The organism is Streptococcus parasanguinis ATCC 15912 (genome assembly GCF_000164675.2).
Classification (GTDB): domain Bacteria; phylum Bacillota; class Bacilli; order Lactobacillales; family Streptococcaceae; genus Streptococcus; species Streptococcus parasanguinis.
On record NC_015678.1, the window covers coordinates 524,566 to 537,915 of the forward strand.

The window sequence follows — 13,350 nt, forward strand, 5'->3', positions numbered from 1 at the left end:
TATTCTCTCTCGTTGATTAGACCAACATTGAAATCGGGTCTTCAATCAAGGCTTTCAAGTCTTTCATGAATTTGGCACCAGCCATCCCATCGACAACACGGTGGTCAATGGTCAAGCCCAAGCTCATGATTGGACGAATGACAATTTCACCATTCACAACAACTGGTTTTTCAACCGTTGCACTAACCCCTAGGATAGCAGAGTTTGGTTGGTTGATAATCGGTCCAAATGATTGAACGCCAAACATTCCTAAGTTACTGATGGTAAAGGTAGAGTTTTGCAATTCACTTGGAGCAAGCTTACCATCCAAGGTACGTCCGATAACGTCCTTGAAGGCTACCACCAACTCTGACAAGGTCATCTTTTCAGCATTGTAGACAACTGGAGTCATCAAGCCATTGTCCATCCCAACCGCCATCGCAAGATTAACGTAGTTGTGGGTGATAATTGTTTTACCATCTTCTGTCAATGACGCATTGATGTATGGGTGCTTCATCAAGGTCTTAACAACTGCTAGAGAAAGCAAATCTGTTACAGTCACCTTCTTACCTGTTGCTTCCATAATTGGATCAAGAACTTTCTTACGAAGGGCAAGCAATTCAGACATATCTACATCGTAGTTAAGCGTGAAGGTTGGAGCAGTTAAGTATGACTCAACCATACGTTGAGCAATAACCTTACGCATAGGAGTCATCGGTATACGCTCGATTTCTCCATAAGGTGTCACGTTATCTGGAACTTCTTCCACTTTCTCAATTTGAGCAGGTGATTTAATGGTCTCATTCTCAATATTTTCAGGAAGGAAAGCAAGGACGTCCTTTTTCATAATCTTGCCACGATGACCAGTTCCTTGGATTTCTTGCCAAGCAATATTATGCTCTAGTGCAATTCGTTTTGCAAGTGGTGAAATGCGAACCACATTTGTTTCTTTATAGGTTTCCACGTCTTCTTTGTGGACACGACCGTTTGCGCCTGAACCAGAAACATCATAGAGGTTGATTCCAAGATCATCCGCTAATTTTCTAGCCGCAGGAGTCGCTCTTAGCTTATCATCAGCCATGACCTCTCCTATTCTATTTATGATGCAAAGGGCGTTTAAAAGCGACCGAAAAATAGGAAATCAACGCAGACTTCGATGAAGTCAAGGAGATTTATCTTTTTTCCGAGCTTTTAACCCGTGCTCTAATCTAAGATATTAAGGACGCAGAGAACTTTGTACCTAAAAAGATACAAAGTTTCCTCGTCTAATTCAAATGATATTACATAATTTATGTTATGTATTATTCTTTGTTATATGTTTTACGAATGGCTTCTTTGATGCTTTCAACTGTTGGGATCATTGCATTCTCTAGATTTTGTGCGTAAGGCATTGGCACATCTTCCCCCGCACAACGGCGGATTGGTGCATCCAAGTAATCAAATGCTTCTGATTCAGAGATAATAGCTGAAATTTCTCCGATATAGCCACTTGTTTTGTGGGCATCATTGACAAGGACTACTTTTCCTGTCTTCTTGACAGAATTAATGATGATCTCTTTATCAAGTGGAACCAAGGTACGTGGGTCTACTACTTCTACTGAGATCCCTTCTTCTGCTAATTCTTCAGCAGCTTGCATCACGCGACGAAGCATTTTTCCGTACGTTACGACAGTGACGTCAGTTCCTTCACGTTTGATTTCTCCGACACCAAGTGGAATTGTGTAGTCTGGATCAACTGGCACTTCCCCTTTTTGGTTGAATTCTGATTTGTACTCAAGAGTGATAACGGGGTTGTTATCACGGATAGATGACTTGAGCAGTCCCTTCATATCCGCTGGCGTACCAGGAGCAACAACTTTCAAACCAGGAATATGAGTAAACCATGATTCCAAAGATTGGGAGTGTTGAGCTGCAGATCCAACTCCATTACCAGCAGCACAGCGAATGGTCATCGGTACTTGCCCTTTACCACCAAACATGTAGCGAGTTTTAGCAGCTTGGTTGACAATAGCATCCATGGCAATTACTGAGAAATCCATGAAGGTCATATCAACGATTGGGCGAAGTCCGGTCATGGCTGCACCTGCTGCTGCACCTGAAATCGCAGCCTCAGAAATCGGACAGTCACGGACACGTTCTGGACCAAACTCTTCCAGCATCCCTACAGAAGTACCGAAGTCTCCACCGAAAACTCCGACATCTTCTCCCATCAACAATACATTTTCGTCGCGACGCATTTCCTCAGACATAGCAAGGATAATGGTATCGCGGAAAGACATTAATTTAGTTTCCATAATTCTCTACTCCCCCTTAGTCTGCGTAAATATCTTCGAAAGCTGATTCGAGTGGTGGGAATGGGCTTTCTTCCGCAAATTTCACTGAAGCTTCAACTGCTTCTTTCACTTCTTCTTGGATCTGATCCAATTCTTCTGCGCTTGCAATTTCATTTTTAAGGAGGTACTTGCGAAGGTTTTCGATCGGATCTTTCTTCTTCCATTCTTCGACTTCTTCACGTGTCCGGTATTTACCAGGGTCAGATGAAGAGTGACCGAGCCAACGATAAGTGACACTTTCAATCAAGACAGGTCCTTTTCCAGAGCGGACGTGTTCAACAGCTTTTTGGAAGCCTTCATAGACATCAATAACGTTGTTCCCGTCAGGAATAAACATTCCAGGAATGCCGTATGCAGCACTACGCTCATGAATGTGCTGAATATTGGTCATTTTCTTGATATCAGCAGAGATTCCGTAACCGTTATTGATGCAGTAGAAAATTACTGGCAGCTTCCAGATGGAAGCCATATTGACCGCTTCGTGGAAGACACCTTCATTGGTTGCGCCATCGCCAAAGAAGCAGACGACAATCTTACCAGTCTTTTTCATTTGTTGTGTAAGGGCAGCACCTACTGCAATTCCCATACCACCACCAACGATCCCGTTAGCGCCAAGGTTTCCGGCATCCAAGTCAGCGATATGCATGGAACCACCTTTCCCTTTACAAGTACCAGTATATTTCCCTAGGATTTCTGCCATCATGCCATTCAAATCGATTCCTTTAGCAATGGCTTGTCCGTGTCCACGGTGGTTTGATGTCAGCAAATCATCATCGTTCAAAGCCAACATCGCTCCGACGTTAGCCGCTTCTTCCCCAACAGAAAAGTGCGTCATTCCTGGCACTTTCCCTTTTTTTACTAACTGTGCAATTTTTAAGTCCATGCGACGGATTTCTTCCATTTTACGGAACATTTCCAATAAGAGACTTTTGTCTAATGTTGCCATCATTTCGCCTTTCTTAGCATTTATTCATTCACTTTCATTCTAGCCAAAAATGAAAGCTCAGTCAAAAATAATGCTCAGAAAAATTCACAATCCTAAACACTATAATCATGGAAACTATAAGCTTTCAAAAGGAAATATTTAGTTTTTTCACAAACTTCTAGATTTTTCCATCTCATTCAATAGTCACATAAAAAACCGATAGGATCCTATCCTACCGGTCGTCATCTTATGATTGGCGTTGGCCAAAGTCATGAATCATTTGTTCCAATTCTTCACGACTAGGTGTTGTAAGCATATAGAGGTAATCTCCCTGAAGTTCCGCAAAGGCCGCTGGCATGTCTTTCTTCACACGGAATTGATCACGGTATTTGGCCAGAACTTCTTCCTCTGAAAGAGCATAAGCTGCATTGGCACGACGAGAAGTTGCCAAGCAATAAAGGGGCTCAAACTCAGAAGCTGGGAAGGATTCTCCTGCTACGATGGCAGCATAACCACGGTACAAATCAATTGAGTGAGCATAGTTGTAGACGTCGATGGTAAAGCCACCTGCAGGACGATTATTGTACTCGATCGCAATATAGTCATCCCCATCGCGGAAGAACTCAATGTGGAAGAAACGTTCTTTCATGCCAAAGGCTTTAACTATCGCTTCCCCGTATTGACGCAATTTTGGATCCATTTCTTTAAGGACATAATAAGAGTTGTCCATCTTGTAGAGCATCAAATCGAGTGGCGTATGTGCATAGTCAAAGGTAGTTGAAAAGACAATGTTGCCGTCACGATCCACTAGACCATCAAAGGTACAAATCTCGCTAGAAGTGACAAATTTCTCAAAGAAGTACTCTGTATGGCCATCCCACTCAGCCTTGAAATGGTCCACATCTTCTGGCGTTTCGATCTTGAAGGTCGCTGCTGCTCCTACCCCATTGTCAGGCTTAGCAATCAATGGCAACCCAATCTTCTTCACAGCCTTATCAATGTCTTTTTCTTTTTTAATAACAGCGCCTGGAACGACAGGAACACCTGCTTTCTTGAAGAGTTTCTTCATTTCTGATTTGAACTTGGTTTTCTTCAAATCTTTTGGCTTAGCGCCGAAGACATTGAATTGCTCACGAAGCGCCGCATCCAATTCCAACCAGTATTCATTATGAGATTCAATGCGATCGATTGGGCCATGCTTGTAAAAGAGAAAGGCAACCGCACGCTTCACTTCATCCAGATTTTCCAAATTTTCAACACGGAAATATTCTGTTAAACTGTTGCGCAAAGGCTCATCTAACTGTTCATATGGCTCTTGACCAATTCCCAAGACAGTGATCCCTTTATTAGCTAGTTCGATTGTAAATTGTTGGAAGTTTTGTGGGTAATATGGTGAAATAACGATATAATTCATTGAGGTCTCCTCCCTTTTTACTTATAGATACATTTGGCCTAGGAAATATGGCATTTGTTTGCGCCACCATTCCCAATCGTGGGCGACATCATGTCCCCATTCAGCGAACCATGCAGGAATATTTTTGTGATCAAAGGCTTCTTTCAGTTTGTAGAAAGATGGAAGTCCATCTTGTTCCCAAGCTCCTAAACCAGTACAAACAACGATTTCCGCCTGACGATAACGATCGATAAACCAGCCATCATTTTGGTTCCAAATATAATCAGATGGAGAGTTTTGGTAAATGGCTTCATCGCCTCCAAAGTCACCAACAAAGAAACGAGCGTCATAGACACCACTCAAGGCAATCACTTTATTGAAGACATCTGGATGTTGCAAGAAGAAATTGAGCGCGTGGTAAGCCCCCATAGAGCAACCAGTTGTCATCATCGGGTCAAACCATCCTGTTTTGTGTTTGATAAAAGGAATGGCTTCTTCAATCACATAGCGTTCATAAGCGCGATGCATTTCAGCTCGATCGTGTGGGTTTTTCCAATCACAAAGCCAGCTTTCACTGTCCACACTTGAAAGGGTGAAGAATTGAACCCGTCCTTCTTCAATAAACTGAGCACAGGCATCAATCATACCAAAGTCATAGTATTCGTTATGGCTTCCACCTGATGAAGCGAAGACCACTACAGGAATCCCTGCATGTCCATAACGGTTTAGATACATTTCGCGGTTAAGTTGGCCACTCCAGTGGCTTAAATGTTCAATATTCATAAGTTTCCTCTTTCTCTCTATTGATTTGTTTTGAGTCCATTAATCCCAATTTTCAGCCAAAAAGCGAAGGCATTCTGGTAGGTGCTCTGCCCACGCTTCTTCGTGGTGAATAGCACCAGATTGAATCCGAATGGCAATATGATTGAGTTCCACCCCTTGCTGGATGACGTCGTGATAATAACGAAGGGATGAATCGATATAGGCTTGCTTGATGTTTCCTGCCATCAAAGTTTTATCTGTATCATCCGCCTCTTCAGTCCCCACATAGATGTAGATCCGTTGGTCTGCATATAATTTTTTACGTTCGATATAATGATTGAAGGCATCTTGGTGTAGCCAGTTGGCGGATGAAAAGACCCCTAAACAACCGATTTGATCTTGGTACTCTAATCCCAAGAATTGGGTAATATTTCCCCCCAAGGAAGATCCAATCATGGCCGTATGTTCTCGATCAGCAAGAGTCCGGTATTCTTGGTCGATAAAAGGTTTCACCACCTCCATGACAAATTCGCCGTACTCAACCCCTTTGCCACCAAATTGCATGCCAGGAATATTAGATTCCTTGTACTTCCAGGCGGAGTATTCATTCATGCGTTGGAAACCATCATTATCGATCGCAACGACAATCATGCGACTAATATCGGGATTCCGCTTAATGGCTGGAATCACCTTCCAGGAATGACCCGCATAAGCTTCCTTGCTGTACAAAACGTTTTGCCCATCGTGGAAATAAACCACAGGGTAACGTCTATCTGTATCCGTTTCATAATTCTTAGGTAATAAGACTCGCACACGACGGAGTTTTCCGGTATAAGGCACTTTCAACTCGTGTGTCTTCATATCTAAATAAAAATAGGATTTGTTCATTGTCAGAAAACTCTCTATATTCTAAATTTTATTCATTATACCATTTTTAGAAGAAAAAGTCTGGATTTTCTCCAAACTTTTTCCTTTCTTGGGTTATTTTTCCATAAACTGAGCCAAATCTTGTAAAGAACGTTCGGCAATTTTTTCATAGCGCTCTTTTTTATCTCGAATGCGTGGTCCTTCTAGCTCCTTGATAATCCCGAAGTTGACATTCATGGGTTGGAAATGCTTGCTGTCGGCATGGGTGATATAGTGAGCTAGACTTCCGATAGCTGTCGTTTCAGGGAAAATCGCTGCTTCTTCTCCTTTGAAAAGGCGAGCTGCATTGATTCCAGCCACCAAGCCTGAGGCAGCTGACTCAACATAGCCTTCTACACCTGTCATTTGACCTGCAAAGAAGAGGTTTGGTTGTTTCTTAGAACGGTAAGTTTGTTCAAGCAGATTCGGAGAGTCCATGTAGGAATTGCGGTGCATGACGCCGTATCTCACAAACTCCGCATTTTCCAAACCTGGAATCATTTGGAAAACCCGTTTTTGCTCGCCCCATTTAAGGTGAGTTTGGAAGCCAACGATATTGTAAAGGCTAGCAGCCGCATTGTCTTGGCGCAACTGAACGACTGCGTAAGGTGTCTTAAACTCCCCATCACGTGGACCTTTGTAATCATCTGGATACTCGAGTCCAACTGGTTTCATAGGGCCATAGAGCATGGTTTTGATGCCTCGTTTGGCCATGACTTCAATTGGCATACAACCTTCGAAATACTTTTCTTTTTCAAAAGAGTTGAGTGGGGCTTCTTCTGCATTGACCAAGGCCTCGTGAAAATCCATAAATTCTTGTTTGGTCATTGGGCAGTTGAGATAAGCTGCTTCTCCCTTGTCATAGCGTGACTTGAGATAGACCTTGTCCATATCGACAGTATTGACATCGATGATTGGAGCTGCTGCATCATAGAAATAGAAACCGTCGCCACCATTGAGGGCATGGATCTTTTCTGCCAAGGCATCGCTAGTTAGAGGCCCCGTTGCGACCACTGTAATGGCATCTGTCGGCAATTCCGTAATTTCATCACGAATGACTTCGATGAGCGGGTGTTGGGAAACCTTCTCCGTCACTCGACTAGCAAAACCTTCTCGGTCCACAGCCAGTGCTCCACCGGCCGGTACCCGGGTCGCTTCCGCTGCTTCAAGAATGACAGAACCCAGACGGCGCATTTCTTCTTTGAGGAGCCCGACAGCATTGGTGAGAGAATCCCCGCGAAGAGAGTTGGAACACACTAACTCAGCAAAGTTGTCTGTTTTGTGTTGCGGAGTTGATTTCACTCCCCGCATTTCATAAAGCTTGACCGGAATACCCTGTTGGGCAATCTGGTAAGCTGCTTCCGAGCCAGCAAGGCCCGCACCAATAACATTGATATAAGATTGAGACATGACACTAATACCTCTTTGGGAATCAAAACACCCCACTGGACTGTTTGACACCCACAAATCTTTCTAATTTTCTACTTGGTCCATTATACCAAAAAGCCAAGTAAAAAGACAGGGAGGCTTTTCCTTCCTGTCTATACTTTAACTAATTATTTTCTTATGAACATAACCAGGCTGCTAGGAGAGCAGATAGGATACTAAATAAAGAGCCGATCAAGTAATACTCCGCAAAGGCTGGATTTTCCGAAATTTTATTGTAGCGGGCAATGGACTTGGCTGTAAACACCAGACCGATCGAAGCAAATTGCCCATAGACGAGACAGGCACCGATCACCAAACGCTCTAAAAAGCCAATCATGGAACCAGCCCCAGTGATCGTATCCATTTTCTTCTTGCTGGTGGGTTGATACTTGGCAAACAGAATTTTAAAGGCAATATTGCTTGGTTTCCCAACTAGGAGGACATAAAAGATCAGATTTAAAGTGTCCAAGGGTAGATAGGTCGTCCCATTCTTCGCTCCCATAAGGACTAGACACGTCAAGATGCCAATATGCAAGACTTGATCCAAGGCAAAGGTCCATGCGGTTGGTAATTTCAGTTGCTTCTGCACGATCGGTTTTAAGAAATCTATTCCAGCATGAGTCAGTAAAATGACCAAGCAAATCCACCACAAGTCCAGATGACAGAGGGAAACCACGATCAGAGGCAGAGCTACATATAGAATGTGAAGCCCGAGCACCTTCTTATCCTGATCCTTACGATCCGCCATCTTCTGACTTTGAAAATAATAATCCGATAACCAAATGACAAATCAACAAGAGGATCAAGTATGGATTCGTTACGATACTAGTCAATCCGCTCATAGTCCTCTCCTTTCTCTAAGCTTTGAATACAAGCTAGTGCTTCTGCTCGTCCCCGTAAATAAACGCGAATACTGCTACTCTTTAAGCGCTTGGACAGGGCACTCGGGTTAAGCCCTAGCGATTGGGCCAAATCCTGCTGGCTAAAGTTTTCACTATAGACAGATCTCTTTAGCAGATTAAGTAGGATCTCTTCCTGACTCTCTCGCCAACCCGAACGTATGGCTTCTCCGGAAGCGATGAGCGCATTCACCAATGAGTCCTGGCTGTCATTACCGCTCAAAAAATAGATCTGGGTGTTGCCATAATCATTTTTCTGATGGACCAGATTAATAGCTGCACGAGCATTCCAATAGACTGGCCCATCTGCACCGATACTTTGCAGGGGATCTATATCCGTTACAATTTCTCCAAGCCCGATACCAAATCGAAGTTGAGTCGGCTTTAGTTCTGAACGCAGGGTATCAATGATTTGAAAAATCGGAGCATCCACTTTTAAAAGCGCCTGAAACTCATCGCCCAAAGTTAGGGTAAAAGCCGATGCTAGGCAGCCTTTAAAAAGCTCATTGATCTTTTGAAGCGTTTTTTCTAACTGTTTTTGCAGGTCAAAACGTTCTTGTACGATTTTGGAATCAATCACATCTGCAATCAAAGCAAGATACATAAGCCCACCTCCTTATGTCTATTATAACGAAAATACCAAAAAATGTCTATTATAACAGACATTTATAAAAATTGCCGTTATAATAGACATTGAATCATTTAAAAGCTTATTTCACTTTTTCTTCTTCGTAGTCGCCATTGCTACATACGACTTGTTTGCCACCACCACGAACTTTTTTCTCAACTAAGTAGTGGCCACATTTTGGACAATCCCGACCAATCGGCTTATCCCAAGAGGTAAATTCACACTCTGGATAGCGATTGCATCCATAGAAGATGCGGTTGCGCTTGGTTTTACGTTCGATGATTTGACCTTGATGACAGTCAGGACACTCCACGCCGATTTCTTTGACAATGGCCTGGGTATGACGACAATCTGGGAAATTACTACAAGCATAGAACTTACCAAAACGTCCTAATTTAATCACCATCGGGCTACCACAGACTTCACAATCAAAACCAGCCGGTTCATCTTTGATTTGGATTTTTTCCATCTCTTCTTCAGCCTTTGCGACTTCTTTAGAGAATGGTTTGTAGAAGGCATCAATGACCTTTTGCCACTCTTCCTTTCCAAGTTCAACATCATCGAGTTTCCCTTCCATCTCCGCTGTGAAGGTCACGTTGACAATATCTGGGAAGAATTCAACAATCAGTTTATTGACGATCTCCCCTAACTCTGTTGGTTCAAAGCGTTTGGCTACCAGCTTCACATAATAACGTTTTTGAATGGTCTCAATTGTTGGAGCATAGGTTGAAGGGCGTCCAACACCGTTCTCTTCCAAGGTCTTAATCAATGTCGCTTCAGAATAACGAGCAGGTGGTTGGGTAAAGTGTTGCTCCGGCTTGCTATTGACTTGCTTAACGATATCGCCTTCTACCATATCCGGCAACATCTTGTTCTTATCTGAGTCGTTATAAATCGCCAAATAACCATCAAACTTCACCTGGCTCCCGTTTGCCGTATACTGAACCCCATTTTGACCTAAACGGACATTCATGGTATCAAAGACAGCTGCTGTCATTTGACTAGCTACAAAGCGGTTCCAAATTAAGGTGTAGAGCTTGAGCTGGTCCTTGTCGAGGTACTTGGCAATGCTCTCAGGAGTATTGAAGACGCTAGATGGACGAATCGCTTCGTGGGCATCTTGGGCACCAGAAGCATTCTTCACACGGCTTCCATGCTTGGAATATTTCTCCCCGAAGCGATCCACGATAAAGTTCGCTGCCTCATTTTGCGCAACCGGACTAATCCGTGTAGAATCGGTACGCATATAGGTAATCAAACCTTGAACACCAGAGCCAATATTGATTCCTTCGTACAATTGCTGTGCTACCATCATGGTCTTGCGTGTACGGAAGTTGATCTTATTGGCAGCATCCATCTGCATGGAAGAGGTGGTGTATGGAAGTGGTGCATTCCGACGACGTTCTTTCTTTTCCACTTTTTCAACGGTAAAATCTTTGCCATCTAAGCGTTCAAGAACAGCTTTCACCTCTTCATTGGTGTTGAGCTTCATCTTCTTGCCATCAATCCCATAGAAGCTGGCTTGGAATTGCTTGGTCCCTTTTTTGAAGACACCATCAATGGTCCAGTATTCTTCGGGCTTAAAATCATTAATTTCATTTTCACGATCAATGATTAATTTGAGGGCAACAGATTGCACGCGCCCTGCAGAAAGTCCTTTTTTGACCTTTTTCCAAAGAATAGGCGAGATAGAATACCCTACAATCCGGTCCAAGACACGACGGGCTTGTTGGGCATCGACCAAGTCCATATCGATTTGGCGCGGTTCTTTAAAGGCATTTTTTACTGCATCCTTGGTGATTTCGTTAAAGACCACGCGGTTCTTTTCTTTGGCATCCAAGTTCAAAATATGCGCTAAATGCCAAGAAATAGCTTCTCCTTCTCGGTCCGGGTCACTTGCGAGAAAGACTTGTTTGGCTTTTTTAGCTTCTTTTTTCAAATCATTGATCAAGGGACCTTTTCCGCGAATATTGATATACTCCGGTTCATAGTTATTGTCGAAGTCAATCGACATCGTAGATTTTTTTAGATCCCGAATATGGCCAACACTAGCCATGACTTTGTAGTTACGACCAAGGTATTTTTCGATTGTTTTCGCCTTCGCAGGAGACTCCACAATCACCAAGTTTTTCTTGGTTGTACTACTTTTCTTTTTTGTTTTTGTTACCACGTTTTATCCCTCTGTATTGTATAAATCTCATTGAGTTTAATACATTTTAAGAAAGATGTCAACTAGGAACTTCTCCTATAGGAAAATCACAATTCGTATTTCAATTCATCAAGAATGTCCTGGCCTGATGTGACAAGCTTTGCGCCTTCTTGAATCAAGTGATGGCAGCCTGCAGATTTTCCATCTAAAATATTTCCTGGAATAGCAAAAACGTCTCGGCCTTCTTCCATAGCACGCTCACAAGTAATCAAACTCCCTGAACGGAGTCGAGCTTCTGCCACAATCACAGCCTGACAGAGGCCTGCAATGATGCGATTTCGCTCTGGAAAATGAAACTTAAGTGGTGCCTGCCCTGGACCATACTCGCTCAAGATCAGATGGTGTTCCCCCATATGCGCCTGCAGTCTTTGATTGCTCTTAGGATAAAAGACATCCAGTCCCGTTCCTATCACTCCGATGGTCTTGCCACCATTTCGAATGCTGGCATAATGAGCTGTCGCATCAATCCCCTTTGCAAGCCCACTAACAATGACAAGTTCATTCCCAAGTTCCTTAATAATTTTCTCTACAGATCGCACCCCTTCTCGCGTTGTCTCCCGAGCTCCTACGACTGCAATCTTCGGTCTGGTTAGCAGTTGCAAATTCCCTTGGTAAAAAAGGATTACAGGAGGGTTGTAGATCTGTAGCAATTCCTCAGGGTATTCAGGATCAAAAATGGATAGAGATGGGAACCGTTCGAACTCCTTGTGTAAATGGTCTTCATCCAGTTGTCGGTATTTGTCTACAAAATGAAGGATACTGCGACAGCGAGCGATCCTTGCTATCTCTTCTAAGCTTGGTAAGACTTGGCCTTTTCTACAGTAGTCCAAAACTCTCAAGACTTGCTCATTTGATAAACCGGCTTCTTTTAATTTAAAGATTTCAAATTTCTCCATGGTCACCTTCTCTTCCTCTCACTTATTTATTCGAAAAAAAAGGAAAAAAAGCTCTATTTCTAGAACTTTTTTTGATGTGTAGAAGAATAAAAGTAAGATGCAGCACCAATCAAGTTGCTTTCATTATGGAAGCGAGCCGCTTGAATGGGCAAGGCATCAAATTGTTTATGCCCTTTTTGAGAGAGCAGGTCATGGTATTGTCGACTAATCTCATCGATCAATAATGGTTGACTACTAATGCCCCCTCCAATCGTCACTTTTTCAATCAGGAGCAAAGATTGAAGATTAAAAATCAGAATAGCAATATCATGACAATACTCCTGAAACAAGGATGTCAGCTCCTCATGGCCCCCTTGATCAAGAGCTTTGAAAACAGCAATACCATCTGCTTTTTCTAGGTTTAAGATATGACGAGCCTTCTCAACAAATTGAACAGCAGAACCAGTGTTTTCCAAAAGATTGGAAATGCCTTGCAAAAAGAGTTCGCAATGAAAGCGGCGATTTTCTGGTGTTCTTTCTGCCTTATCAATAGACCGAATGTATTCTGTCAGTTGCCATCCTCTTAATAAATCACCATTCGAAAGAAGAGCAAGACCAACTCCAGTCCCTAAGACCAAGGTCGCACCGCAAGGACAATCTTTTAGATTACCAAGCCTTGCTTCCGCTAGACCAGCGGCTTCTCCATCATTAAGAACAGTGACTGGCACTTGAAATGTTTGTTGCAATCTACTAGCTAGAGGAATGCCTCGCATATATGGAATGAGACCACCTCGAAAGACAAAGCCAAGGCTCTTTTGGATCTCACCAGGGCATGAAATGGCGATTCCATCGATTTCTTCCCGTACAGGAGCAACGATTCCTTCTAATCCTTGCCAAAAGTCCTCAATCGTAGATGGTGTTGGGATCTTGTCTGTACGGATCAATTGATAGTCTGCATCCATCAGACCGTACTTTATAAAGGTCCCTCCGATATCGATGGTAAATAGCATAGC

The 13,350-nt window shown here is 43.0% G+C and carries 11 protein-coding genes and 1 pseudogene; all 12 read right to left on the bottom strand.

What is annotated here, in order from left to right:
- Positions 1-16: 16 nt before the first annotated feature.
- Positions 17-1,060, bottom strand: a complete 1,044-nt coding sequence (locus tag HMPREF0833_RS02600) for a dihydrolipoamide acetyltransferase (RefSeq protein WP_013903578.1) — start codon at positions 1,058-1,060, stop codon at positions 17-19.
- Between the two features lie 220 nt (positions 1,061-1,280).
- Positions 1,281-2,273, bottom strand: a complete 993-nt coding sequence (locus HMPREF0833_RS02605) for an alpha-ketoacid dehydrogenase subunit beta (RefSeq protein WP_013903579.1) — start codon at positions 2,271-2,273, stop codon at positions 1,281-1,283.
- Positions 2,274-2,289: 16 nt separating this feature from the next.
- Complete coding sequence (locus tag HMPREF0833_RS02610; protein WP_041818477.1) at positions 2,290-3,258, bottom strand: thiamine pyrophosphate-dependent dehydrogenase E1 component subunit alpha; 969 nt, start codon at positions 3,256-3,258, stop codon at positions 2,290-2,292.
- Positions 3,259-3,484: 226 nt separating this feature from the next.
- Positions 3,485-4,651 (bottom strand): ATP-grasp domain-containing protein, encoded by a 1,167-nt coding sequence (locus HMPREF0833_RS02615; RefSeq protein WP_013903581.1) that lies wholly within the window; start codon positions 4,649-4,651, stop codon positions 3,485-3,487.
- Positions 4,652-4,672: 21 nt separating this feature from the next.
- A complete protein-coding gene (locus HMPREF0833_RS02620; protein ID WP_003001389.1) occupies positions 4,673-5,413 on the bottom strand; it encodes an esterase family protein in 741 nt (246 codons plus the stop codon).
- A 39-nt stretch (positions 5,414-5,452) separates the two neighbouring features.
- A complete protein-coding gene (locus HMPREF0833_RS02625) occupies positions 5,453-6,280 on the bottom strand; it encodes an alpha/beta hydrolase (RefSeq protein ID WP_003015026.1) in 828 nt (275 codons plus the stop codon).
- Between the two features lie 93 nt (positions 6,281-6,373).
- Positions 6,374-7,708 carry a methylenetetrahydrofolate--tRNA-(uracil(54)-C(5))-methyltransferase (FADH(2)-oxidizing) TrmFO gene (trmFO, locus tag HMPREF0833_RS02630; protein ID WP_003014968.1) on the bottom strand — a complete coding sequence of 445 codons (1,335 nt, stop codon included), beginning with the start codon at positions 7,706-7,708 and terminating at the stop codon, positions 6,374-6,376.
- Positions 7,709-7,862: 154 nt separating this feature from the next.
- Positions 7,863-8,568: pseudogene (locus tag HMPREF0833_RS02635) on the bottom strand (DUF3307 domain-containing protein).
- On the bottom strand, positions 8,552-9,229 hold the full coding sequence (locus HMPREF0833_RS02640) for a SatD family protein (RefSeq protein ID WP_013903583.1): 678 nt from the start codon (positions 9,227-9,229) through the stop codon (positions 8,552-8,554). Before HMPREF0833_RS02640 ends, HMPREF0833_RS02635 begins: the two are co-directional and overlap by 17 nt.
- 106 nt (positions 9,230-9,335) lie before the next feature.
- Entirely contained in the window at positions 9,336-11,423 is a 2,088-nt protein-coding gene (gene topA / locus HMPREF0833_RS02645; protein ID WP_013903584.1) for a type I DNA topoisomerase, read from the bottom strand.
- Between the two features lie 86 nt (positions 11,424-11,509).
- The gene (gene dprA, locus HMPREF0833_RS02650; protein ID WP_013903585.1) at positions 11,510-12,358 is read right to left on the bottom strand and encodes a DNA-processing protein DprA; all 849 of its coding nucleotides are present in this window, start codon (positions 12,356-12,358) and stop codon (positions 11,510-11,512) included.
- 59 nt (positions 12,359-12,417) lie between these two features.
- The gene (locus HMPREF0833_RS02655) at positions 12,418-13,347 is read right to left on the bottom strand and encodes an ROK family protein (RefSeq protein ID WP_013903586.1); all 930 of its coding nucleotides are present in this window, start codon (positions 13,345-13,347) and stop codon (positions 12,418-12,420) included.
- Between the last annotated feature and the right edge of the window lie 3 nt (positions 13,348-13,350).